The sequence below is a fragment of the Bacillus sp. N6 genome (assembly GCF_052805735.1).
Genome location: NZ_CM127843.1, coordinates 5290249 through 5315351 on the forward strand (window position 1 = coordinate 5290249; position 25103 = coordinate 5315351).

Sequence of the window (25103 nt, forward strand, 5' to 3'; positions counted from 1 at the left end):
CCAAGAATAGAATATTCTCAACTACTAAAATATAATTGATTTGAAGGAGTGTATAAATTTAATGCCGATTACAGCATTTAATAGAATCAATTCTTTTTTGACTAAATCTTTATTAATACTATGTCTCATTATCTTGTCATGGATTACGTGGGAATCATATCTCACAATTAGCGATAAACTAGACATTCCAAATTCAGTAAGTCTTCCTATTATGATTGGAATCGGGCTCGTTTTTCTTATAGTAGCGTGCTTAATAAATAAATATATGTCATCGCTAACATTCGTGATTTCACTTACTTTATTAGCTTTTATCGTTCGCTTAATTTGGATTCTACAAATACCAAGCGTACCTTTATCAGATTTTGCAATAATGTATAATAGCGCTATTCAAGCTGCCCACGGTGATTTTAGTTTTACAAATACTACATATTTCACTTCGTGGGTGTATCAACTTGGATTTACGATGTATGAAGCGCTCATTATAAAGATTTTTGGAGAAGGAATATTTGCTTTACAATTTTTAAATGTCCTATTTTGTACGGGAACTACAATATTTGTTTATAAAATCACTGCGAAAACATTTAATGAATGGTCCGGACGTATCGCTGGATTGATGTATGCATTATATATTCCAAGTATTATGCTAAGTTCTGTGTTAACAAATCAACATCTAGCTACTTTCTTCTTTTACTTTGGATTTTATTTATTAGTAACTAAAGGATTGCAAAGTGAATACATGTGGATTTTTATTGGTATCTTATTATCTTTAGGGGACATTATGCGACCACTTGGTATGTTAATTTTAATTGCTGTCGCTATTTACATCTTCCTACATGGAATGCTGGGGAAACCTAAAAAAATCATTTTCAATTCTTTTAAGAAATTATGTGGGATTTTTATTGTTTTCTACTTAGTTCACTACATGATAAGCTTTGCATTTATCTCTTCTGGAATTACACAATATCCATTATCGAATCGCGATCCTCTTTGGAAATTTGTTGTCGGTCTTAACCATGAAACAAAGGGTGGGTATTCCCATGAAGACGCAGGCCATATTATGTCTCTAGAGGTTGGCGAAGAACGCACTTTAGAAGAAAAGAAAATTATTAAAGAACGATTAGCTGACAAGGACAAGGTTATATCATTATTTGAAGAGAAGTTTGCACTTATGTGGGGTGATACCGATTCTTCACCATCATGGAGCTTATATACACCTAACTTTGAAATTCTGGATGGGATGCAAGATTTAAAAGAGAATGCTATTCTATATGAGCGCTATATGTATACAGCTGCGATGTTCTTCGGAATAATAGCGATTCTTTACCTTATAGTAACAAAACAAGACAATCTTCATTACACATTATTCTTACTACTAATTGTTGGATATGTATTAATTCATCTATTAATTGAATACCAAACTAGATACAGGTATTTCATAATACCAAGTTTCAGCATAATACAAAGTTATGGGATATACGTATGTTTTCAATACGTTCGAAAATTCAAAAGAAATTAAGTGCAAAGTACCTCCTTTTCAACCTTGGAGATACTTTCTTATAAATAAATAATATGAAGTTCAAAAATATGTTATACTATCTACTGGTATCTTTTTTCCTATACCACCTAAATTTATATATTTTATAAAAATGAGGATAATATTATGGAGAAACTCTTAAAGTTTGGTTTAGTAGGAATCTTTAATACGCTCATTACAATTATTAGCTTTTGGATATTATTAAAATTTGGGATGAACTACCTTATTGCGAATACCATTGCCTATTTAATTGGTGTTGCCAATAGCTACTATTGGAATAAAAATTGGGTGTTTAAACCTAATAATAAAAGCACGTCAATGTTCTTTAAATTTCTAACTGTAAATTTAATTGTATTGGCTTTTAATACATTATGTTTATTTATATTAGTAGATAAACTTGCCTTTAATGCGCTAATTGCACAGATTTTCGCAATTGGTGTCGGAATGGTTATCAATTTTGTCCTTAATAAAATTTGGACATTCAACCAAACTGAAAAGGCTACTAATTAAACTTAAACAACTTATTAAAACTACGGAGGATATAACATGCAAAAATTAATTTCGGTTGTAGTTCCTATGTACTTCGAGGAAGAAGTAGCGCAGGAATGTTATAACCGTTTAAAGTCCGTTATGCTTCAAAATGATATTAATTACGAGTTTGTCTTTGTAAACGACGGTAGCACAGACCGTACAATGGAAATCTTATCTGAGATTGCATCAAATGATTACCGTACAAAAATCGTTAATTTCGCGCGTAACTTTGGACATCAAGTAGCCGTTACAGCTGGTATTGCTGCTGCAAAAGGTGATGCTATTGTAATTATAGATGCAGACTTACAAGATCCACCTGAAGTTATTCCTGAACTTATTGCAAAATGGGAAGAAGGATATGAAGTTGTTTATGCAAAACGTAAACAACGTAAAGGTGAAACTTGGTTTAAACTTTTAACAGCTAAGTATTTCTATAAATTCTTAAATTACATGTCCGATATCGATATCCCAAAAGATACTGGTGATTTCCGAATCATCGATCGTAAAGTAGCTGATGTTTTCAATCAAATGACTGAGCGCAATCGTTTCATTCGTGGGATGATGTCTTGGGTTGGCTTCCGCCAAACGTATGTTGAATATGAACGTGACGAGCGCTTTGCTGGTGAAACAAAATACCCATTGAAGAAAATGATTAAATTTGCATCTGATGGCATTATTGCGTTTTCAACAAAACCGTTACGTATAGTTATGACTTTAGGCTTATTATCAGTTCTCATTTCAATAATTGTCTTAGTATATACAATTACTGTGAAAATTATTGGCTCTGGTACGCAAACAGGTTGGGCATCTATTATGGTCGCTATTACATTCTTTAGCGGTATTCAGTTACTTGGCCTTGGAATCGTCGGTCAATATATTGCTCGTATTTATGACGAAAGTAAAAACCGTCCAATTTATATCGTGAAAGAAACAATTAACCTTGAAAAAGAAGAGACTGTACAGAAAAAAGAAATAGTGAATATATAATAAAAAGGTAACAATGAAAGCCATCATTGTTACCTTTTTATATTGTAATACTCCATAATCCGCAAGCGAAATTCCTTTAAATTTGGATATACCTCTAAGTTAGATAACATCCCTTGAATGACTGGAATTCTAGGGTTTGACCTCATTTCTGACTCTAAAACATCTAATGTAACAAGCAATTCATCATCTTCTAATTGATCAGCTAATGTTCGCTTAAACACAATGATTTCTTTTAAAAAACGTTCTTTAACTTGCTCCTTAATAAGCTCTGATTTACAAACAAACTCCCCAAGCCCTTCTTCGTGTAGAACAGGTTCTTCCAAAGATTCTATGAGCCCATCTACTAAATGATCTATCCTTTTTAAAATAAATATCGATACATAGGACAAATCAATTTCTAATGCTTGTAAAATAATTAATTCTAAATACCCACGGCATATACCTTCTACCATAATTACTAAATCCAATAAATATGGCATAACCTTTTCACCATAAATGGACAATAAACTATTCCGATAAAATGCATGAGACTCTAACTTCATCCGCATCATAAATTCTTCCACTTCTTTATTAAACGGAATGGCATTTTCTCTTGCATGCATAATAATAAACTCTTTATGTTTTTGCACATCAGTAAACTGAAAGTATAATTGCTTTTTAAATTTTTCACGTGGTAGTAAAGACTCTTTTTCAATATCCAGCATTTTCTTTTGGATTTTTTCATAATAATATCGAAGCGTCGCTAATAAAAGCTCATCTTTCGATTTAAAGTACAAATAAAAAGCTCCCTTTGAAATACCACAAGTGGTGACGATTTCTTGTACCGACGTTGCATTTACACCCTTAGTCGCAAATAACTTCATAGCCGCTTCTATAATTAAACGCTCTTTTTCTTTCATATCTTCTCTCCTAAATTTAATCTCGCATCTTATTATAAATGTATTATACCATCTCTTTTTATTGACGATTGACCAACTGGTCAGTTATATTATGTATTAGACTGACCAGTTGGTCAATACAATAAAAAGGGAGCGCAAACATGAACAAAATCATCAATTTCTCGTTAAAAAATAAGTTCGCAGTTTGGCTACTAACCATTATTGTTACTATTGCAGGGATCTACTCTGGACTCAATATGAAGCTGGAAACAATTCCTGATATTACAACACCGATTGTAACAGTAACTACGGTCTATCCTGGTGCTACACCAGAAGAAGTAGCTGATAAAGTTTCAAAGCCGATGGAAGAACAACTACAAAATTTAAGCGGTGTTAACGTTGTAAGCTCATCATCTTTTCAAAACGCATCTTCTATTCAAGTAGAATACGATTTTGATAAAAATATGGAAAAAGCAGAAACAGAAATTAAAGAAGCTCTCACAAATGTAAAACTCCCAGAAGGTGTTAAAGATCCTAAAGTTTCACGAGTAAACTTCAATGCTTTCCCAGTTATTTCGTTAAGCGTAGCAAGCAAGAATGAATCTTTAGCTACCTTAACTGAAAATGTAGAAAAAAATGTTGTACCAGGATTAAAAGGACTTGATGGTGTTGCATCTGTCCAAATTGCTGGCCAACAAGTAGATGAAGTACAGCTTGTCTTCAAGAAAGATAAAATGAAAGAACTAGGACTAAGTGAAGATACTGTAAAAAATGTGATTAAGGGATCGGATGTATCTTTACCACTTGGCTTATACACATTTAAAGACACGGAAAAATCAGTTGTTGTAGATGGCAATATTACAACGATTAAAGCATTAAAAGAACTTAAAATTCCAGCTATACCTTCCTCACCTAACGGTCAAGGTAGTCAAAATGCTGGCGCTGGTGCACAAACGCCGCAAATGAATCCAGCTGCTATGAACGGGATTCCAACAGTTACATTAGACGAAATTGCTGACATTAAAGAAGTTGGGAAAGCAGAATCCATTTCTCGAACAAATGGAAAAGAAGCAATTGGAATTCAAATTGTGAAGGCCTCTGATGCAAATACAGTTGATGTTGTAAATGCAGTAAAAGATAAAGTAAAAGATCTTGAGAAAAAATATAAAGATTTAGAGATCATTTCAACATTCGACCAAGGTGCACCTATTGAAAAATCAGTTGAAACAATGCTAAGCAAAGCAATTTTCGGTGCTATCTTTGCGATTGTTATTATTATGCTGTTCCTACGAAATATTCGAACAACGTTAATCTCTGTCGTTTCAATACCACTTTCTTTATTAATTGCTGTTTTAGTCATAAAGCAAATGGATATTACGCTTAACATTATGACACTTGGAGCAATGACCGTTGCTATAGGCCGCGTTGTCGATGACTCAATTGTTGTTATTGAAAATATTTACCGACGTATGTCGTTATCAGAAGAGAAATTGCGCGGAAAAGATTTAATTCGTGAAGCTACGAAAGAAATGTTTATCCCAATTATGTCTTCTACCATTGTAACAATTGCTGTATTTTTACCACTTGGACTAGTAAAAGGTATGATTGGTGAAATGTTCTTACCATTTGCCTTAACTATCGTCTTCGCTTTATTAGCATCATTACTAGTAGCTGTTACAATCGTACCGATGCTAGCTCACTCTTTATTTAAGAAAGAGAGTATGAGGGAAAAAGAAGTACATCATGAAGAAAAACCAAGTAAATTAGCAAATGGTTATAAACGCATACTTGCATGGGCTTTAAATCACAAAATTATTACATCAAGTATCGCTGTCCTTCTATTGGTTGGTAGTCTTGCACTTGTACCAGTTATCGGTGTAAGTTTCTTACCTTCTGAAGAAGAAAAAATGATTATTGCAACATATAATCCTGAACCAGGTCAAACGTTAGAAGACGTTGAAAAAATTGCAACAAAAGCTGAGAAGCACTTCCAAGATAATAAAGACGTCAAAACAATTCAGTTCTCATTAGGTGGAGAGAATCCAATGAGTCCTGGTCAATCAAACCAAGCAATGTTCTTCGTGCAATATGATAACGACACGAAAAACTTCGAAAAAGAGAAAGAACAAGTCGTTAAAGATTTACAGAAGATGTCTGGCAAAGGCGAATGGAAAAACCAAGACTTCGGAGCAAGTGGCGGTAGTAATGAAATTAAACTATACGTTTACGGAGATAGCTCAGAAGACATTAAGCCTGTCGTAAAAGATATTCAAAATATCATGAAGAAAAATAAAGACTTAAAAGATATAGATTCTAGTATTGCAAAAACATATGCAGAGTACACTTTAGTCGCAGATCAAGAAAAGCTAAGTAAAATGGGCTTAACGGCTGCTCAAATTGGAATGGGACTTTCTAATCAACATGATCGCCCTGTTCTGACAACAATTAAAAAAGACGGTAAAGATATCAATGTATATGTAGAAGCTGAAAAACAAAATTATGAAACAATCGATGACTTAACAAATCGCAAAATTACAACACCACTTGGTAATGAAGTAGCTGTGAAAGATGTTATGACTGTAAAAGAAGGTGAAACATCGAATACAGTAACACACCGAGATGGACGTGTTTATGCAGAGGTTAGTGCAAAACTAACATCTGATGACGTTTCAAAAGCATCTGCTGCAGTCCAAAAAGAAGTAGATAAAATGGATCTTCCTTCCGGTGTAGATGTTTCTATGGGCGGTGTTACTAAAGATATTGAAGAATCATTCAAACAACTGGGCTTAGCGATGTTAGCTGCGATTGCCATTGTATACTTCGTTCTTGTCGTTACATTTGGCGGTGCTCTTGCACCATTCGCAATTTTATTCTCGCTACCATTCACAATTATTGGGGCTCTTGTTGCCTTATTAATCTCTGGTGAAACATTAAGTGTATCTGCAATGATTGGTGCGCTTATGTTAATCGGTATCGTTGTAACAAACGCAATCGTGCTTATCGACCGCGTTATTCATAAAGAAAATGAAGGTCTATCAACACGTGAAGCTTTATTAGAAGCTGGTGCAACACGCCTTCGTCCAATTTTAATGACTGCAATTGCAACAATCGGTGCTCTTATCCCGCTTGCATTAGGATTTGAAGGTAGTGGCTTAATTTCTAAAGGACTTGGTGTAACAGTAATTGGTGGATTAACAAGTTCAACGTTATTAACACTTCTTATTGTTCCAATCGTTTATGAAGTATTAAGCAAGTTCAAAAAGAAAAAAGTAAAATAACAAAAAAATAACCTCGCTAACTGCGAGGTTATTTTTTATTTCCAAACAAGATTAGGAAATCGCCATAGCCTTCTTTCTCTAATTCCTCTTTTGGAATAAATCGAAGAGCTGCGGAATTAATACAGTAACGAAGGCCATTTGGTCCTGGACCGTCTGGAAATACGTGCCCAAGATGTGAGTCTCCTTCTTTACTTCTCACTTCTGTACGTGTCATATTATGACTCACATCCATCTTTTCTTTCACACTTGCTGACATAACTGGTTTTGTAAAACTAGGCCATCCACATCCACTATCAAATTTGTCTAGAGAAGTAAACAGCGGCTCACCTGAAACGATGTCTACATAAAGACCTTCCTCTTTATGGTTCCAATACTCATTTCGAAATGGTGGTTCTGTACCATTTTCCTGTGTTACATAAAACTGCATCTCATTGAGTTTTTCTTTTAAATGAGCATTATCCTTTGGCCAATGTTGCTTAATAAAAGCATCTCGTCCTGAACCTTTACGATATAACTCATAGCGGAATGTGTTTTTCTTATGATATCCTTGGTGATATTCTTCAGCTGGATAAAATGTAGCTGCTGGTAGTATTTTTGTCGCAATTGGTTTTGAAAAGCGTCCACTCTGCTCAAGCTCTTCTTTTGAGGCCTCAGCTTTTTTATGTTGTTCTTCATTATGATAAAAAATCACCGTTTCATAAGACTGCCCGCGGTCGTGGAATTGTCCCCCAATATCAGTCGGATCAATTTGTCTCCAATATATATTTAACAATTCCTCATACGGCATTTTATTTGCATCAAATGTAATTTGTACTGCTTCATAATGTCCTGTTGTTTCTGAGCACACTTCTTTATAGGTTGGGTCCTCTTTATGACCGCCTGTATAACCTGAAACAACCTGTATAATTCCCTCCATCTCTTCAAATGGAGAAACCATACACCAGAAACACCCTCCAGCAAATGTAGCCAATTCTACCTTTTCATTTACAGCCATTACTTCACCCCTATTCTATATTCTCCTTACAGTATGGCATAAGAAACATAATGTTATAAAAGAAAAAGCATCGAACATCGATGCTTTTTCTCTACTTCACTTTATTTTGTTCCAACATCCTTCTCAATTTCATCACTTGTCACGTCTAAAACATCTAGTAAGAAAATGAAGATTGGAATACCGATAATCAGTCCCCATACACCTAAGAAGTGCTCTGAGAAAATTAATACCATAAAAGTATAGAAAATCGGTAAATTTGTTTTTTGCGACATAAACTTCGGATTTAATACGTAACTTTCAAGCGCATGAATCACTGTTACGATAACTAAAATATAAACAACGTACATAATACCGCCAATATTGTAAGCAATCATACAAAGTGGGAATAACGAAATGATAACCCCCGCTACTGGAATTAATCCAAGTAAGAAAATCATTAATGCTAAACCTAATAATTGCGGGAATCCTAATATCCATAGTGCAATCACGGATAAAACACAGTTAACAACTGCAATTAAAAATTGTGCTTCGATTACTTTTCCGAATGAACGTGCAAATTTCTTACCGAAGTACTCAATTTCAGTATAGAAAATTGCAAGCCTGCTTTCTTTAAATTTTGCAGTAAAACCAACAATACGAGATTTTTCTAGTAAGAAAAACAAACTCAAAATTAAAGAAAGTAAAACTTGAAGACCAAATTTACCAACATTCGTAATTGATTTATACAAAATGTCTACGCCTTGTCCTACATATTTAGAAAGCTCCATATGATTGACAGCATTAACTGCATACTTAATTAGTTCACTATCTGGTGGGTTTCTTAAAAATACATTGAATTGGTAAATCAATTGTGAAATTTGTATCGTTAATACTGGTAAATATTTAAATAGTGTAATAGCAATTCCACCAATTAACATTACATATAGAAATGCTATAATAATTTTTCGATTAATAGGCATGAAATGATCTAATTTGCGGGAAATAAACTTTTGGAATCGATCCATTAAATACGTGAGAATAAACGTAATTAATATTAAATTCAACATACTTTGCAGCCCGTATAACACGAGAGCAAGTATTACTAATACGAGTAACCTCTGAAATCCTTTGCTTTGAAACAGGTTTTTTATTTGCATAATCGACGAATACTCTCTCCTGTCCTATAAACTAAAACGTTAATAAGTAGATTTCTCTCTCTTTTCTACTTTTAATTATTCATTCATATTAAGATTTTTATAAACTCATTATATGCCTACCTTAACAGGTATATAGTAGCTTACTTCTTATTTTACAATACAATGACCTAATTCAAAACGTATTCTACATAGTATTAATGAAGATTTAAGGAAACTTACATTTTTTTAAATAGGTCTTACCACTACTGTAACATAAAAAGCAAGCTATCAGTAGAAATCTGTCCTACAAATAGCTTGCTTTTCTTATTTTTTAAGTAAGTTTTACTATCCAATGAATGGCATGAACATCGGGATGACAACTACTGTTACAACCCCAACTACCGTTACAGCGATACTTGCCATCGCTGCCTCTACCTCACCCATTTCAATTCCTACTGCAACTCCTAATGCATGGCCCGCTGTTCCAAGTGCTAAACCTTTTGCAATCGGATGCTTCACTCTAAATGTTTTTAAGAATAATGCTCCTAATGCGTATACGATAACTGCGTTGAAAATAACCGCAAACGATGTAATTGCAGGAATACCACCAATACTTTCTGAAATTGGTAACGCAATTGCTGTTGTTGCTGCTTGTGGTAGCATTGAATTCATTACTGCTGTATCTAAACCGATTGCTTTTGCAACAATGAACACGACAATTACTGAACAAATAGATCCAACCACGATAGCTGATAAAATTTGCCACCAATATTTTTTCAACTTATCAACTTGTTTATATAGTGGGATAGCGAATGCAATTGTTGCTGGCTCTAAGAAGAAACTAATCATTTTTCCACCAGTATTATATTCTTCAAAAGTAAAGTTACCTACCTTTAGAAAGACAATCCCTAATACCATCGCTACGAATAATGGTGTAAATAGGAAGAACCCTTTTGAATGCTTGAATAATAATGTTCCGATTCCGTATGCGATTAATGAAACGACGATTCCGAAATATGGAGTCATTGTGCTTGCCATGTTCATTACCTCCTAACAATATATAAATTCAATGGTTACGCAACCTTTCCGTGCTTGCGTCCTTTATTTACTATTTTCAATTCTTTTGTATCTTCTGTTTCTTTTTCATCTTTTCCTAAAATGAATTGTGCAAATAATCCTGTTACAGCGAGTAAAATAACTGTTGCTACAACAATTACAGTTAAAATTTGTACAAAGTATTGCCCCATTACACCAAGAGAATTAATAACTGAAATACCTGATGGGACGAAAAGGAATCCGATAATGCCGGTTAAAGCTGTTCCAAGTGATTCAACTTGCTCCAATTTAATTACTTTTAAACATAATAGACTAAATAAAATAACTAACCCGATTACCGATGAAGGCATTGGAATTGGTAAATGCGTTGCAATAATATTTGAAATTAACATAATAGCTGAGAATATAAATGCTTGTGATAAGAAACTATATACTTTTTTCGTACTCATTTTGGCCACCTCTTTCGATTTGGTACCTTTATTGTATAGGATATAAACACTAAAGTAAGCGTTTACATAACAGAACGTCAAATATACAGAATCAGTTACAAATATAAAAGGATGAAATACAAAAGCTGCTTCTTAAATACGAAGCAGCTTCTTGAGTTCTTTTGCATATGTACGGCTAACAGGTACTTTCGATCCTTCTTTCATGATTAAATTATAAGTAGAATTGAACCATGGCTGAATTTCAGTAATATGATTAATATTCGCAATAAAGCTACGATGGATGCGCATGAAGCTTGCTTGTGGTAACTTCTTCTCTAAAATTACAAGTGTATCATGTGTTACATACGTTTCCCTCATTGTTTTTACTGTTACTTTCCCATCTACAAGCCCTACATATATAATGTCTTCAATATTCACAAGTACGATTGATTCTTCAATTGGTAATGCTAATTTATGCATCTCTGCTGCTACATCTGTCCCCTTTATTTCGTGCTTCGTTTCTATTTGCGCTTGTTTTTGTTTTTTATACTTCTTTAATGTTTGCACAATACGTTCTTCATCAAATGGTTTTAAAATGTAGTCTAACGCATCTACTTCAAATGCTTGCAGCGCATATTGATCATAGGCAGTAGCAAATACAATTGCAGGTGGATTTTTCATCTTCTTTAATATATTCGCGATTTCAAATCCGTTATCATCGGATAATTGAATATCTAAAAACACAATATCTGGTCTACTTTGCATTAGTTCTTCTAATGCGTCTTCCACACAATCAGCCTCACCAACTATCTCAACTTCTTTCGTTCTCTCTAATAAATACTTTAGTTCATCACGTGCTAACATTTCATCGTCAACTACTAATACTTTTAACACCCGGCTCTTCCTCCCCTACTTTTTTTGGAATAATAAAGGTAATCTCCGTCCCTTTATTTAATTCACTTTCGATATGAAGCATCGTTTCTTTCCCAAATAACCCAATAAGACGTTCATTAATATTATATAAAGCTGTTCCAGTCCCTTTCTTTGATGAAACTACCATCTTTCCTAATTGTTCTAAACGTTCTTCCTCAATTCCCTGTCCATTATCTTTTACTTCAAAGTGAACCATACCCTCTTTTTCAAAAACATGCACTTCCACTTCGCATATTGGTTGCTTCTTCGGAAAAGCATGTCGCAGTGCATTTTCAACCAATAGTTGAAGAACAAATGGTGGTACTAAAGTTGTCTTTAGCTCATCCTCAATATACATCTTTACCTCATACTTATTTGGGAACCTTGCTTGTTCTAATGATAAGTATGCCTGTACGTGGTTTAATTCTTGCTCTAGTGGAATCAATAACTGACGTGCCCCTTGCAAATTACAACGAAAATACACGCTCAGCTGTAATAATAACTTCCTTGCTTTTTCTACATCTGTTCGGCATAAAGCTGATACTGTATTAATCGCATTAAATAAAAAGTGCGGGTTAATTTGTGCTTGTAATGCTTTTATCTCCGCATCTTGAAGTAATTTACTTTGCAACTCAGCTTCTCCTAACTCTAACTGCGTGGAGAATATCTTTGCTAACCCCTCTGCTAATTCTTCTTCAACGCGACTTAACTGGTTAGAATTTTTGAAATACAGTTTTAATGTACCTATCGTATTTCCATGTGAAGTTAGTGGAATAACAATAGCGGCTTGTAAGGGACAGCTTTCATGTTGGCAATTAATAACCTCACGTGATTTCGCCTTCATTATTTGCCCTGTATGTAAAACCTCTTTTGATAAACCAGTTATTAAACTATGTGAAGGAATATGGTGATCTGATGCTAATCCAACGTGCGCTAATATTTTCTCTGTATCTGTTAAAGATACCGCATCCGTTCCTGTAAAGCGGTGAATAATTTGTGCCACATGCTTACACGATTCTTCTGTTAAACCTTGACGAAAATACGGTAACGTTTTATCAGCAATACGCAATACTTTATGAGTCTGAAGTGCTTTTGCATTCTCCTCCTGACGCAAAATAGCTTGTATCATAGAAAGTAAAATAAAACTTCCAAAACTATTTACAAGAATCATCGGTATCGCTATTGTTTTCACAACGCTAATTCCATCCTCTATAATTAATAAAATCATAACCATTTCTAAAGATACGATAAAAACACTTAAAACTGCTGAAAACTTAGGAGTAATTGTACGATTATATTTTTTGAAAATATATCCGATATAACCCGTTATAATCCCCGCTAAAATAGAAGAGATTGCGCAGCTTAGCGCTGTCGTACCACCAAGCATATAACGATGAATACCAGCAATAAACCCTACTCCAACCCCTACGATAGGGCCACCAAGTAAGCCACTAATACCAACACCCATAATACGCGTATTCGCAATTGTACTTGACGAAGAAACACCTTGTAACCAATTTTCATTCATAATCGTATTTCCTGCTATTTCAATCCCAGTGTAATTGCTTACAATTGTAAATACCGAAAAAATACAAATAAGCTTAAGCTTATCTACATAGCCATCCTGTTTATGAAGGAGACGTCTGAAAGTTTTAATATGAGAGAGTAAAAATCCTAAAATAACTATAAGTCCGACTCGTTCAATCATCATGAGTACTAAATTTAGCATCTTTGATTCATTCCTTTTTATTTAGTTAGTTTTATTATGGGAAAATAATGAAGTCGGCGTCAAGAAGAACGAAATGTTTTTTGAAATATTTTACACATAATAACTTCCTCTTTATTTGACAATACAATAGAAGAGTGCTAAAAATAAAGTAATATAATACAGTCCTTTAACCCAACCCCGTGAGGTTGAGAAGGAAGTCGGAATACAATATACGTATGTTCTTTTCTTAGGGATACGTATGCTTTTTTGGCCTTCTCATCATATCAGGTGAGAAGGCCTTTTGTTATTCTTCCATAGCGACTGTAGAAAATAAGGAGGAGTAATAATGAACGTCACTACTGATGTACAACAAATAACAGAGGAGACGAAAGCGAAAAGATATAAAACATTATTTGGTTCTGCGCTAGGATATGCAGCAGAAGGTTTAGATATGTTGCTATTATCTTTCGTACTTGTCTATATTTTAAAAGAGTTTCACTTAAGTCCTGTTGAAGGTGGAAACTTAACATTAGCTACCACAATAGGGATGTTAATTGGTTCTTATTTATTTGGATTTATTGCTGATTTATTTGGACGTATTCGTACAATGGCCTTCACAATCTTACTGTTTTCACTAGCAACCGCACTCATTTATTTCGCAACAGACTACTGGCAATTATTAATTCTTCGCTTTTTAGTTGGAATGGGAGTTGGTGGTGAATTCGGAATCGGAATGGCCATTGTAACAGAAACATGGTCTAAAGAAATGCGCGCTAAAGCGACATCTGTTGTTGCACTTGGATGGCAATTTGGTGTACTGGTTGCTTCACTCCTTCCAGCATTTATTGTCCCGCATTTTGGATGGAGAGCCGTTTTCTTATTTGGATTAATTCCAGCTTTACTAGCCGTCTATGTCCGTAAAAGTTTAAGTGAACCGAAAATATGGGAGCAAAAACAACGCTACAAAAAAGAACTATTACAAAAAGAAGCTGCAGGTAAATTAACACCTACTGAAGCAGAACAACTAAAACATATAAAAAAATTCCCACTTCGAAAGTTATTTGCCAGTAAAAAAGTAACAATCACAACAATCGGTCTTATTATTATGTCATTTATCCAGAACTTCGGATATTACGGAATCTTCACATGGATGCCAACTATTTTAGCAAATAAATATAACTATACATTAGCAAAAGCAAGTGGCTGGATGTTCATTTCTACCATCGGTATGCTAATTGGAATTGCAACCTTTGGTATTCTAGCTGATAAAATTGGTCGTCGTAACACTTTTGCAATTTATTATATTGGCGGTACAGTATACTGTCTCATTTACTTCTTCTTATTCACAGATTCAACATTATTATTATGGGGAAGTGCATTGCTTGGATTCTTTGCAAATGGAATGATGGGAGGATTTGGGGCAATTTTAGCTGAAAACTATCCTGCTGAAGCTCGCTCTACCGCAGAAAACTTTATTTTCGGTACAGGGCGTGGATTAGCTGGATTTGGGCCTGTTATTATCGGCTTACTCGCTACAGGTGGCAACCTACTTGGAGCATTGTCCCTGATTTTTATCATCTACCCAATCGGGTTAATTACAATGCTACTATGTGTACCAGAAACAAAGGGAAAAGTATTAGATTAAACGTAAAAGGGGAAGCATCTCATTTAAGATGCTTCCCCTTTTACGTTTTTATTTATTTTGATTTACTAGCCTTCTGAAATAAGAATGCAGTTTTATCATCTTCTTTTACAATACCTTGTTTTAATGCTAATTCTCCCGCAACTTTAGGCGCTAACCATAGCATCGGGAATAACAAAATTGATACCGGAACTGCCGTCACTACGATAAACGATTGTAGCGCATTAATACTTCCTTCACCCATATATAAAAGAATTGCTGCAACTGCTCCCATAATAAGCGACCAAAAAATTCGCAAACTAATTCTAGGATCTCCGTCTCCAGTCACTGCCATTGAAATGGAATACGCCATTGAATCTCCTGTTGTCACTACAAATAAAATTGTTAATAAAAGAAATGCTGGTCCAATAATATTAGAAAGTGGCAATTGTCCTGTAATTGCAATCATAGCTGCCGGCATACCAGATTCACTTAATGCGTCCGAGATAGAACCAGGATTCATTAACTCATAAAACACACCTGATCCACCTAATATAGTAAACCAAAACGTTGTAATAATAGGTGCGATAATTCCAATTGCAACGATGATTTCTCGAATCGTTCTCCCTCTTGAAATTCGACTCACTAAAATTGCCATCATTGGTCCGTATCCAATAAACCATCCCCAGAAAAAGATTGTCCAAGATCCTAACCAACTTGTATCACCACGGTATGTGCTCATCGGTATAAACTCACTTACATAAAATCCAAACGAAGAAACAAACGAATCAATAATAAATCCACCTGGCCCAAATAGTAATATGAATGCCATTAACAAAATTGCTAATCTAACATTTAAATTACTTATAATTTGAATCCCTTTATCAATACCTGTTACTGCCGATATGGTAGACACGGCCACTACGCAAACAATAATTGCCAATTGAGTAGTGAATACATCAGAAATTCCAAATAATTCTTGTAACCCATAACTTGCTTGTAAACCTAAAAATCCAATTGGGCCAATTGTACCTGCAGCTACTGCAATAATTGCAGCTGCATCAATTATCGTTCCAAGCAGGCTCTTTCTTAATTTTTCCCCAAAAATAGGATATAAAAGCGTTCGAGGTTTTAGCGGCATACCTTTATGATAATGTCCATACATCATAACTACCGCACTAATTGTACCTAAAATCGTCCATGCTAAAAATCCCCAATGCATATAACTTTGTGCTAAAGCAGGCATAACTGCTTCTTTCGTTCCAGCAGATATACCATCATGTATTGGTGGCACCGTCATCAAATGGTACATTGGCTCTGCTGCTGCCCAAAAAACGCCACCTCCGGCAAGTAATGTAGACATAATAATAGCAAGCCATTTTGCCGTACTAATCTCAGGTTTTTCTAATCCCCCAAGTTTAACTCTCCCATATTTGGAGAACGCCATACACATCGCAACAATAAATGTACCTAATAATAAAACTTGCCAGAAGGCACCAAAATATTTAATTGAAAAAGCGAAACTGTTATTAATCGCACTCTCTACATAATCCTTGTTCAAAAAAACTGCAATTACAAATAATAAAAGTGAACCACCGCTAATAATAAATACAGGCCAATCAGTTTTTCGACTCTTCATCCTCATTTACACTTCCTCCTTCCTCAGCAATCTAAAAAAACAACTCTATTATGTTTTATTGTTTAAACCCAAAACACAATAATTATATATGCATAACATTTTATCGACTTCCCACATACTTATGTTGTCCCTAAAAATATGCCAAATCCCTTATTAAAAAGAAAAAATCTCTTTCTCTTACATAAAAAAGCAAAACAAAAGACCTTATATTTCTATAAGGTCTTCGAAACAGAAATTTGATTATAACATAAGGAACTCCTTGGTTCAAAAATCCTCTTCCAAAAATAACCGAGAGTAAAGGCTTCCATTTGCTACATAACAGTAATTAAAAAAAATATATTTTGCAGAAAAAAACTGCACTAAATATTATTTATGAAAGAAATTTGGCTTCAAAATTTCATTCGGATACGGTTTATGATAAATATGAGTGGTAGCTGGAGATAATGGTGGAATAAGCCACACCCAATTACCTGTTACAACACGACCACAAGCAGCTTCTTGCTTCTCAAATTGCTGAAATTGTTGTGCAGCAGTATGATGATCAACAATACTAACTCCTTGTTTTTTAAAAGAGTGTAGTACGGCAATATTCAACTCAATTAGCGCCTTATCCTTCCATAACGTACCGTTTCTAGATGTATCTAAATCCATCATCTCCGCAACAGCCGGAAGTAAATTATAACGATCATGATCCGCTAAGTTGCGCGCCCCAATTTCTGTTCCCATATACCATCCATTGAACGGAGCGGCTGTATAAGAAATACCGCCAATTTCTAAGCGCATATCTGAAATCATTGGAACCCCATACCATTTTGCTCCAAGTGATGAAATAGGGTATTCTGGGTGTTCAATTGGCACTTCTTTGACTTCTTTCCTCGGAATTTCTTTATATGTAGGCGCCTTCCCGTTTATAGAAAATACAAGTGGCAATACATCGAAATTCGTACCTTCTCCTTGCCAGCCAAGCTCCTGACAAAAGTCCGTAAATGTAGCGGAATGCGAGTCACCGATCACTCCCATTTCTGTTTTATATCCTGCATATCGAATCAATTGGTGATTATAAATTCGTATATTATTTTCCTCACCTTGATATTGCTTAAAAATCGTAATGGTTGGTTTAACTTTTCCATCGTTCGTTGCATATTTAATATGATGAATTAATGCATTATATACACCCTCTTCATCATTTACTTCGCGCGCATCTAATATGTGCATCTTACTCCAAAATAGTCTTCCAATACATCTATTACTGTTACGCCATGCCATTCGTGAACCATGAACAAGTTCTTCAAATGTATGCTCATATGTCCCTGTCTTCTCTATCTCAATTTGAATTTCTTTTATACGTTCTTCTATCAATTGTTCTTTATGAAGCTCCTTATAACAAATCGTAATAAAATTACTTGCTTCCTCTATTAATTGTTTCGTTTTACTCATAAACAATCTCCTTCTATTTCAACAAAACCTTGCTACTTTACAGTATAAGCAAAAAGGATAGGAGTCACAAATGAAATTGAGAGTGTTACTTTTATTGTAATATTTTTCAGAAAATTAACAGACTTACTATTGACTTATATGGAAAATGGGTGTATTTTTGACTCAGGTAAAGTATTTTTACCTAGACCAACTTTTTTAAATAGAAAGGAGGTAATGTTATGTCTTCATTTCAATTGCCAAAGCTTTCATATGACTATGATGAACTAGAGCCACATATCGATAGCAATACACTTTCCATTCATCATGGAAAGCACCATGCGACATACGTAAACAATTTAAATGCTACTTTAGAAAATTATACTGAATTACATAATAAATCTTTAGAAGAATTGCTATGTAATTTAGATGCTTTACCGAAGGAAATCGTTACAGCTGTAAGAAATAACGGTGGTGGTCACTATTGTCATAGTCTTTTTTGGGAAGTGATGAGCCCACGAGGTGGCGGTGAGCCTAATGGAGACGTTGCAAAAGTAATTGATTATTATTTCAATACCTTTGACAACTTAAAAGATCAACTTTCCAAAGCAGCTATTAGTCGTTTTGGAAGTGGCTATGGATGGCTTGTTCTTGACGGTGAGGAACTCTCTGTTATGAGTACACCAAATCAAGATACGCCTTTGCAAGAAGGGAAAATCCCCTTACTCGTAATTGATGTATGGGAACATGCTTATTATTTAAAGTATCAAAATCGGCGCCCAGAGTTTGTTACCAATTGGTGGCATACAGTAAACTGGGACCAAGTAAACGAGAAGTATTTACAAGCAATTCAATCACAAAAACATTAGTCGTATGTATAAGGTAAATTTGGTAATGTAAAATCAGTATTGTCGAAATCCTCCAGAATCCCCCGGATTGCCACCGGGGGATTTATGATTACTTCATTGTATTTATATAATGTTTTAAAACATTTTTTATTTCTAGTTTCAGCTCTCGGAACAAAAATCCAAATTTACGAGCCTTTCCATTATGTAACGTACAGTTAGTTACCTCATTATAAGGAGCTATATTTTCTCCAGCTTCCTGGATGAGTGCTTTTATTCCCGTCTTCTCTTCTATGAAATGAATAATTTCTTCCGTAGAAACTACCCCGTTACTACAGGCGTTAATTGGTCCTTTCACATTTTCCATTCCGCACCAAGCTAGAAACTCTCCTGCCTCTTTTTCATGTATAAATGACAAAGTTCCATCTACATGATCCACAACGATAGGTTTTTGGTTCACAACACATTCAACGTAAAATTGTAACCTTTTCGTATAGTCATTTTCTCCAATAACAACTGGAAAACGCACTGCAACGACTGGGAATGTTGCATATTGAAATAAAACCGCTTCGGCTAATCGCTTTCCTTCACTATAATTAAAATCATTTCTATTTCCATATGTAATTGCATATTCGTATGGATTAAAGTCCTCTTCTAACAAACTTAATGCAGGTTCATAGACAGCCATTGAAGATGTCATAATATACTTCTTCGTTTTTCCTTTCAAAAATTCACATACCATTTTCGCTGCATTTGAACTATAGCATAAATTATCGTATACAATATCATAACTTTTTCCTTCTAGACGCTCTTCTAGTAGCTTTCTATCTTCTCTATCGACAATTATTCTTTTTACTGCGCTACCAAAAGAATCTTCAGTAACTCCCCTTGTGGCAATTGTTACATCGTGTCCAGCTTGCAAAAGGTACTCTACTAAATGTTTACCAAAAAACCTTGTTCCTCCTAACACCAACACTTTCTTCAATTTCATCATCCCCATTTTCATGATTTATGAGATACCACCTCTTTTATTATAAAACGCTAATATATATAAAAGCATGAAATCAGTTTAACGATTCCATGCTTTTATGCAGATCATATATTAACGTACTCGATATTTATAAATACAATAACAGAAGTACAAAATAGAAATTACTGATACATAAACCCATAATTCATATACGAATCCCTCTCCCCATACTCCCATAAAATAAAATAGTGAAGGTAAAGTCAATGTTACCCATGATTGTACGAAGGCAATCCTTCCAAGATATTGATTGATGTTCTTCTTTTGTGTATTTAATACAAAGAATAAATACCAAAGTAATGCCCACATAAACCACGTTAATGCATTAACAACATCATGGAATTGAACAAATGAAACAACCATATAGAATAAAGCAATAATTGCTACCCAAATACAAAACCATCCTAGACCACTACTATCCATTCCTTTTATAAAAGTAACACCTACATATAAATAAGTTAATCCAAATAAGAAAGTAGCCGCATATGAATACACTGTCCAATTGCTTTGGTCAGAAATCATGATCAAATAAAACGGAATAATAATTTGTAGTGCACCCACAAATAAATTAAAAACACCCGCACTTTTCATCTCTGCTTTCCCTAATATAACAAGACTATTTAAAAATAAAGCTGCCCCTGAAAGTAATAATCCTATATAACCCATATATATTCGTGTGAAAATCTTTACCTTTCACACTTTTAACCTCCCCACACTATAAAGTGATACTGATATTATTTTTCTTCCCATTTAAAACTACATACATAATTTTTCATCTGAATAAGTCAGACCTCCTACCTCAAAAAAAGAGGAAACTTAAAACGCTTTCAATAATAAATAATCCTATCAAAATATGAAATAGGATTCCTTGATTATAAACGGACTCTAGCAATGATACAAGTGTTGGAATACTTTTCAATAATACGCTTTCAATTTCTATAAAAAATTAATAAAATAATACATTCCTCTATCTCATTCTACTATCTTCTAGCATAAGATATTGTAAAATCATATCATTTAAAACAGCAAACGTTCTTTTCTAGATTCGCTAATAAACTTAATAAAAAATGACCTCTTGCTTTTATGCAAAGGTCATTTTTTTATTCATCATTAAACTTCTAAATAGCCATTTTTATTATTTGATTGCCATTTCCAAGAATCTGCACACATCTCTTCTAATCCGCGTGTTGCCTCCCAGCCTAATTCACGCTTCGCTTTAGATGCATCAGCAAAACACACTGCCACGTCACCTGGGCGACGCTCTGTAATTTTATAAGGAACTTTCTTGCCCGAAACTTTTTCAAACGCTTTAACCATCTCTAGTACACTATAGCCCATGCCTGTGCCTAGGTTATAAGCATCTACTCCTGTTGTATTCAGTACTTTCTCAAGCGCCTTTACGTGACCATTTGCTAAGTCCACAACATGAATGTAATCACGGACTCCCGTTCCATCTTTCGTTGGATAGTCATTTCCGAATACACTTAATTCTTTTAACTTACCTACTGCTACTTGTGTTACATATGGCATTAAGTTATTTGGAATTCCATTTGGATCTTCTCCAATACGCCCACTCTCGTGTGCACCAAATGGATTGAAATAACGAAGTAACGCGATACTCCATTCTGCATCTGCAAATGCTACATCACGCATAATTTGCTCAATCATTAATTTCGTTTGACCATATGGATTTGTTGCACTTAATGGAAACTCCTCCGTAATCGGTGACGTTTCCGGGATACCATATACAGTTGCAGATGAACTAAAGATCATCTTCTTAACATTATGTTTCTGCATTACTTCACATAGCACTAACGTGCTTGTAATGTTGTTATGATAATATGTTAATGGAATCGCTACTGACTCCCCTACAGCTTTAAATCCTGCAAAGTGAATAACTGCGTCAATTGCATTTTCTTCAAAAATTGCGTCAAGCACTTCATGATTTAAAACATCTTCTTTATAAAACTTAAATTGTTTTCCTGTTATTTCTTTCACTCGATTTATAGATTCTACCGAGCTATTCGAAAGGTTATCCACTACTATAACTTCGTAACCGCTATTTAGTAATTCTACGCATGTATGACTACCAATATATCCTGCTCCACCTGTTACAAGTATTGCCATAATTATAGTCCTCCATATTTCATTCATTATAAACTTCTCAAAGTATATCACATATTTCTTATCCTATGTTTAACATGCGAACACAGAAACTTACATTTTATCCCATAATGATTTTATAACATATACGATTCTAATCAGGTAATAAAAAAACGCCACATAATTTTTATTATGTGGCGTTTTTTTATTAAATTACGTAACAATATACACTTAGAAAATGCGCAAGACTACCTAATAATACAAAAACATGAAAAATTTCATGATGCCCCATATGTTTAAACTCTAACCATTTTGGCTTTGTTCCATAAATAAATCCACCAATTGTATAAAGAATGCCTCCAAGTACTAGAAGCACGATACCTCCTGCACTTAAGTTAGCAGCTAACGGTGCAAAGAACAGAACAATTAACCAGCCCATTGTAATATAAATTACTGTTGATAACCATCTCGGGCAACTAAACCAAAACATTTTAAAAACAATACCACAAATGGCCGTTGCATAAACTAAACAAAATAATAATAAACCGTTTGCGGAATGTAATGTAATTAAACAAAATGGTGCATATGTACCTGCAATTAATATAAAAATCATAGAGTGATCAAGCTTTCGAAAGAAATAAATAACTCGTTCACTGGCTACCACACTATGATATACAGCTGATGCTGTATACAGAACCATCATTCCGATGCCAAACAAAATAACAGCTGTAATTGCCGCAAAAGATGGCATCTTAATAGAAACTTTTACAAGCATAGCTAATAATGCAATAAATGATAATACAGCTCCCCCCAAGTGGGTAAAAGCATTAACCGGTTCCCTTATATAAGCATTCATATAAACACCCCTCATATAATTACATGTAGTTTCGATAACTACATGTAATTATATACGCATTATTATTAGAGGTCAACATTTACAATTCATTTGTTTCGTAATACCATATTTAGAGATAAATTTAACTTTATGCTCCACTAAGTTATAAAAGTGAGGGGTTCTACGTGAAAAATATAAATAAATTGCTTGAAACATTACATTTAGAAAAAAATATTACGCTTGAGGATATTCCAAATGTCGACTTGTATGTAGACCAGGTTGTCCAACTATTTGAAAATACTTATGCGGATACAACAAGAAACGATGATGAAAAAGTATTAACAAAAACAATGATTAACAATTATGCAAAAGGGAAACTGTTTATTCCAATCAAAAATAAAAAATACTCAAAAGAGCATATGATTTTAATTAGCCTAATTTATCAATTAAAAGGGGCCCTTTCCATTAATGACATAAAAAGCTCCTTAGAAAATATAAATGAATCCTTATTAGGCGATGATTCCTTCGAATTAAATACGCTATATAAAGATTATCTTACCCTTACCGAAAACAACGTTGAAAACTTTACACAAGACGTAAATAACCGTGTTTCAGAAGTAAGTGAGATTTCTTCCTTAGAAAATCCGAACCTAGAGAAATTTTTATTACTAACATCATTTGTGTCGATGAGTAATATGTACAGACGCTTAGCTGAGAAGTTGATTGATGATTTAAAAGAGTCCTAATAACTATCCGAATGATTGTAGTATTTTAGAAATTATATTTTCTAAGTATCCTCTCATGTTTATTTTTCTATTGGAATTTTACTCTTTCAAACTAAAAAAGTACATTTTGCATACTGGCAAAATGTACTTCTCTCTAAAATTATAATTTTTACTGTTTCTTTATTAGTAATTCAAAGCGATCACAATACTCTTTTACTAATAATTTACACATAGCATAGAAAATAAAAACATTAATAGTAACGATAAACATTCCCATATTCGTATTAGAGCCTGCATACAGAACCATTACTAGATTTAAAAAGATTGTTAACGTTAATCCTAAAGCTATTCCTGTCCACTTCATTTCATATAGCAATAAAAAGATGACAAATACTAATGCTGGGAAAGCATATCTCTCATGCATTTGCGTAGGTAACATAAAGAATGCAAAACTTATAAAAGTCGCTGCTTTTAATAGAACTGCCGTATTCATATGGCGATGGAAAAAGACATATAAACAAGTTAATGCCGCTGCAATAGACAAGAGTATTAATCCAACTGTTTTCAATGTAATATGTGGTAAAACTTGAATAGTATCTACCGTATTAGGATCCGTACCAATCGCGTAATACCAAATATTCATAGCAAATACAGTTACCGTTGGGAAAGTACCCACCGCATTTAAATATGCTTGTGTCAACATAGTAATAAATGTTCCATGTGCTGCGAAATAAAGGCCGAATATTAATAACGGGATACAGAACCCTATTATAAATTTAATTAATTGCTTACCTTCTCTTTTTTCAAAAATGATTTTTAGGAAATACATAGCAAATACAGGCGCAATTACGATTGATTGAAATTTAGCTAGTAACGCTATAGCGTAAATAGCACCAGACCAAGTTGGCTTATACATTAGCAATAAAATAGAACTAACCATCAATATACTATGTAACATGTCTACTTGACCCCAAATAGTCCCATCCACTATAACTGCTGGACTAAATGCAAAAAATGTCACTAATGCTGCTCTCACAATCGAATTTTCTATCCTTTTAGAAGCTATAGCAAAAATAATTATAGCCACTACTTCAAATGCAATTGATGGGACTCGAATTAAAACACCAGCAGCATCCACGGATATATTAAAAAATGACAATATCACTCCATAAATACCTAAAAGAGCTAAGAAAAAAGGAGGGTAGTTTACTAAATCCCCATGTGCATACACATCACCTAATCCATATTTACCTACCGTGTTCATCCAATCCACGAAAAATAGTTGATCTCGTTCATATCCTTCTAAATGAAATGCTAAATATATTCGTAATAAAAGAGATGCAACAACTACTACCATCAAATAAAAATGAAGCCATTTAAAACTCCACCTATCTTGAGTAAAATTCATTTCATAAACACCGTCCTTATTTTTTATAGCTTACAACAATTAAAATAAAATTGATTTACTTATATA

Annotated in this window: 21 protein-coding genes; 7 read left to right on the forward strand and 14 right to left on the reverse strand. The window is 34.1% G+C overall.

Annotated elements, in window-relative coordinates:
• Window positions 1-61: 61 nt before the first annotated feature.
• From ACUXVC_RS27280 to ACUXVC_RS27290, 3 genes are all read left to right on the forward strand, one after another.
• Entirely contained in the window at window positions 62-1516 is a 1455-nt protein-coding gene (locus tag ACUXVC_RS27280) for a glycosyltransferase family 39 protein (RefSeq protein ID WP_144465582.1), read from the forward strand.
• A gap of 144 nt (window positions 1517-1660) precedes the next feature.
• Entirely contained in the window at window positions 1661-2044 is a 384-nt protein-coding gene (locus ACUXVC_RS27285) for a GtrA family protein (protein WP_000413280.1), read from the forward strand.
• A gap of 36 nt (window positions 2045-2080) precedes the next feature.
• The gene (locus ACUXVC_RS27290) at window positions 2081-3052 is read left to right on the forward strand and encodes a glycosyltransferase family 2 protein (RefSeq protein WP_001170716.1); all 972 of its coding nucleotides are present in this window, start codon (window positions 2081-2083) and stop codon (window positions 3050-3052) included.
• A gap of 29 nt (window positions 3053-3081) precedes the next feature.
• On the opposite strand, the gene ACUXVC_RS27295 is transcribed toward ACUXVC_RS27290, so the two are convergent.
• Window positions 3082-3951, reverse strand: a complete 870-nt coding sequence (locus ACUXVC_RS27295) for a TetR/AcrR family transcriptional regulator (protein WP_098127294.1) — start codon at window positions 3949-3951, stop codon at window positions 3082-3084.
• Between the two features lie 140 nt (window positions 3952-4091).
• Here ACUXVC_RS27295 and ACUXVC_RS27300 point away from each other — a divergent pair, with 140 nt between their 5' ends.
• Entirely contained in the window at window positions 4092-7208 is a 3117-nt protein-coding gene (locus ACUXVC_RS27300) for an efflux RND transporter permease subunit (protein ID WP_095689932.1), read from the forward strand.
• Between the two features lie 28 nt (window positions 7209-7236).
• On the opposite strand, the gene msrB is transcribed toward ACUXVC_RS27300, so the two are convergent.
• From msrB to lytS, 6 genes are all read right to left on the reverse strand, one after another.
• Window positions 7237-8202: a peptide-methionine (R)-S-oxide reductase MsrB gene (gene msrB / locus ACUXVC_RS27305; protein ID WP_000290179.1), complete on the reverse strand. Its 966-nt coding sequence runs from the start codon at window positions 8200-8202 to the stop codon at window positions 7237-7239.
• A 101-nt stretch (window positions 8203-8303) separates the two neighbouring features.
• Window positions 8304-9338, reverse strand: a complete 1035-nt coding sequence (locus ACUXVC_RS27310; protein WP_001166009.1) for an AI-2E family transporter — start codon at window positions 9336-9338, stop codon at window positions 8304-8306.
• A 324-nt stretch (window positions 9339-9662) separates the two neighbouring features.
• A complete protein-coding gene (lrgB, locus tag ACUXVC_RS27315; RefSeq protein ID WP_000168869.1) occupies window positions 9663-10355 on the reverse strand; it encodes an antiholin-like protein LrgB in 693 nt (230 codons plus the stop codon).
• Window positions 10356-10390: 35 nt separating this feature from the next.
• On the reverse strand, window positions 10391-10822 hold the full coding sequence (gene lrgA / locus ACUXVC_RS27320; RefSeq protein ID WP_053563271.1) for an antiholin-like murein hydrolase modulator LrgA: 432 nt from the start codon (window positions 10820-10822) through the stop codon (window positions 10391-10393).
• 132 nt (window positions 10823-10954) lie between these two features.
• On the reverse strand, window positions 10955-11695 hold the full coding sequence (locus ACUXVC_RS27325; RefSeq protein WP_000921848.1) for a LytR/AlgR family response regulator transcription factor: 741 nt from the start codon (window positions 11693-11695) through the stop codon (window positions 10955-10957).
• On the reverse strand, window positions 11673-13442 hold the full coding sequence (gene lytS / locus ACUXVC_RS27330; RefSeq protein ID WP_000933592.1) for a two-component system sensor histidine kinase LytS: 1770 nt from the start codon (window positions 13440-13442) through the stop codon (window positions 11673-11675). Before lytS ends, ACUXVC_RS27325 begins: the two co-directional genes overlap by 23 nt.
• Window positions 13443-13767: 325 nt before the next feature.
• Between lytS and ACUXVC_RS27335 the strand changes: the two genes are divergently transcribed.
• Window positions 13768-15066, forward strand: coding sequence for an MFS transporter (locus ACUXVC_RS27335; protein ID WP_095689930.1), 1299 nt, complete (start codon window positions 13768-13770; stop codon window positions 15064-15066).
• A gap of 52 nt (window positions 15067-15118) precedes the next feature.
• Here the strand turns inward: ACUXVC_RS27335 and ACUXVC_RS27340 are convergent, their stop codons facing one another.
• Entirely contained in the window at window positions 15119-16687 is a 1569-nt protein-coding gene (locus tag ACUXVC_RS27340; RefSeq protein ID WP_063246476.1) for a BCCT family transporter, read from the reverse strand.
• A 360-nt stretch (window positions 16688-17047) separates the two neighbouring features.
• Window positions 17048-18118 carry a nitric oxide synthase oxygenase gene (locus tag ACUXVC_RS27345; protein ID WP_000047620.1) on the reverse strand — a complete coding sequence of 357 codons (1071 nt, stop codon included), beginning with the start codon at window positions 18116-18118 and terminating at the stop codon, window positions 17048-17050.
• A gap of 218 nt (window positions 18119-18336) precedes the next feature.
• Here ACUXVC_RS27345 and sodA point away from each other — a divergent pair, with 218 nt between their 5' ends.
• Complete coding sequence (gene sodA, locus ACUXVC_RS27350) at window positions 18337-18963, forward strand: superoxide dismutase [Mn] (protein WP_000094037.1); 627 nt, start codon at window positions 18337-18339, stop codon at window positions 18961-18963.
• A gap of 88 nt (window positions 18964-19051) precedes the next feature.
• On the opposite strand, the gene ACUXVC_RS27355 is transcribed toward sodA, so the two are convergent.
• From ACUXVC_RS27355 to trhA, 4 genes are all read right to left on the reverse strand, one after another.
• Window positions 19052-19945 carry an NAD-dependent epimerase/dehydratase family protein gene (locus ACUXVC_RS27355; protein ID WP_141240957.1) on the reverse strand — a complete coding sequence of 298 codons (894 nt, stop codon included), beginning with the start codon at window positions 19943-19945 and terminating at the stop codon, window positions 19052-19054.
• A 96-nt stretch (window positions 19946-20041) separates the two neighbouring features.
• Window positions 20042-20632 (reverse strand): AmiS/UreI family transporter, encoded by a 591-nt coding sequence (locus ACUXVC_RS27360; RefSeq protein WP_000540540.1) that lies wholly within the window; start codon window positions 20630-20632, stop codon window positions 20042-20044.
• A gap of 444 nt (window positions 20633-21076) precedes the next feature.
• On the reverse strand, window positions 21077-22093 hold the full coding sequence (gene galE, locus ACUXVC_RS27365; protein WP_053563268.1) for a UDP-glucose 4-epimerase GalE: 1017 nt from the start codon (window positions 22091-22093) through the stop codon (window positions 21077-21079).
• Between the two features lie 184 nt (window positions 22094-22277).
• Complete coding sequence (gene trhA, locus ACUXVC_RS27370) at window positions 22278-22925, reverse strand: PAQR family membrane homeostasis protein TrhA (protein ID WP_095689927.1); 648 nt, start codon at window positions 22923-22925, stop codon at window positions 22278-22280.
• A gap of 164 nt (window positions 22926-23089) precedes the next feature.
• Between trhA and ACUXVC_RS27375 the strand changes: the two genes are divergently transcribed.
• A complete protein-coding gene (locus tag ACUXVC_RS27375; RefSeq protein ID WP_088022546.1) occupies window positions 23090-23650 on the forward strand; it encodes a DUF1836 domain-containing protein in 561 nt (186 codons plus the stop codon).
• Window positions 23651-23798: 148 nt separating this feature from the next.
• Here ACUXVC_RS27375 and ACUXVC_RS27380 read toward each other — a convergent pair whose 3' ends face one another.
• Window positions 23799-25037 (reverse strand): hypothetical protein, encoded by a 1239-nt coding sequence (locus tag ACUXVC_RS27380; protein WP_053563265.1) that lies wholly within the window; start codon window positions 25035-25037, stop codon window positions 23799-23801.
• Window positions 25038-25103: the final 66 nt, after the last annotated feature.

What these genes read in the sequence shown, in the direction of transcription:
- ACUXVC_RS27280 (WP_144465582.1), top strand. Translation starts at nt 62, where the DNA reads ATGCCGATTACAGCATTTAATAGAATCAATTCTTTTTTGACTAAATCT.
- ACUXVC_RS27285 (WP_000413280.1), top strand. Translation starts at nt 1,661, where the DNA reads ATGGAGAAACTCTTAAAGTTTGGTTTAGTAGGAATCTTTAATACGCTC.
- ACUXVC_RS27290 (WP_001170716.1), top strand. Translation starts at nt 2,081, where the DNA reads ATGCAAAAATTAATTTCGGTTGTAGTTCCTATGTACTTCGAGGAAGAA.
- ACUXVC_RS27295 (WP_098127294.1), bottom strand. Translation starts at nt 3,951, where the DNA reads ATGAAAGAAAAAGAGCGTTTAATTATAGAAGCGGCTATGAAGTTATTT.
- ACUXVC_RS27300 (WP_095689932.1), top strand. Translation starts at nt 4,092, where the DNA reads ATGAACAAAATCATCAATTTCTCGTTAAAAAATAAGTTCGCAGTTTGG.
- msrB (WP_000290179.1), bottom strand. Translation starts at nt 8,202, where the DNA reads ATGGCTGTAAATGAAAAGGTAGAATTGGCTACATTTGCTGGAGGGTGT.
- ACUXVC_RS27310 (WP_001166009.1), bottom strand. Translation starts at nt 9,338, where the DNA reads ATGCAAATAAAAAACCTGTTTCAAAGCAAAGGATTTCAGAGGTTACTC.
- lrgB (WP_000168869.1), bottom strand. Translation starts at nt 10,355, where the DNA reads ATGGCAAGCACAATGACTCCATATTTCGGAATCGTCGTTTCATTAATC.
- lrgA (WP_053563271.1), bottom strand. Translation starts at nt 10,822, where the DNA reads ATGAGTACGAAAAAAGTATATAGTTTCTTATCACAAGCATTTATATTC.
- lytS (WP_000933592.1), bottom strand. Translation starts at nt 13,442, where the DNA reads ATGCTAAATTTAGTACTCATGATGATTGAACGAGTCGGACTTATAGTT.
- ACUXVC_RS27335 (WP_095689930.1), top strand. Translation starts at nt 13,768, where the DNA reads ATGAACGTCACTACTGATGTACAACAAATAACAGAGGAGACGAAAGCG.
- ACUXVC_RS27340 (WP_063246476.1), bottom strand. Translation starts at nt 16,687, where the DNA reads ATGAGGATGAAGAGTCGAAAAACTGATTGGCCTGTATTTATTATTAGC.
- ACUXVC_RS27345 (WP_000047620.1), bottom strand. Translation starts at nt 18,118, where the DNA reads ATGAGTAAAACGAAACAATTAATAGAGGAAGCAAGTAATTTTATTACG.
- sodA (WP_000094037.1), top strand. Translation starts at nt 18,337, where the DNA reads ATGTCTTCATTTCAATTGCCAAAGCTTTCATATGACTATGATGAACTA.
- ACUXVC_RS27355 (WP_141240957.1), bottom strand. Translation starts at nt 19,945, where the DNA reads ATGAAAATGGGGATGATGAAATTGAAGAAAGTGTTGGTGTTAGGAGGA.
- ACUXVC_RS27360 (WP_000540540.1), bottom strand. Translation starts at nt 20,632, where the DNA reads ATGGGTTATATAGGATTATTACTTTCAGGGGCAGCTTTATTTTTAAAT.
- galE (WP_053563268.1), bottom strand. Translation starts at nt 22,093, where the DNA reads ATGGCAATACTTGTAACAGGTGGAGCAGGATATATTGGTAGTCATACA.
- trhA (WP_095689927.1), bottom strand. Translation starts at nt 22,925, where the DNA reads ATGAATGCTTATATAAGGGAACCGGTTAATGCTTTTACCCACTTGGGG.
- ACUXVC_RS27380 (WP_053563265.1), bottom strand. Translation starts at nt 25,037, where the DNA reads ATGAATTTTACTCAAGATAGGTGGAGTTTTAAATGGCTTCATTTTTAT.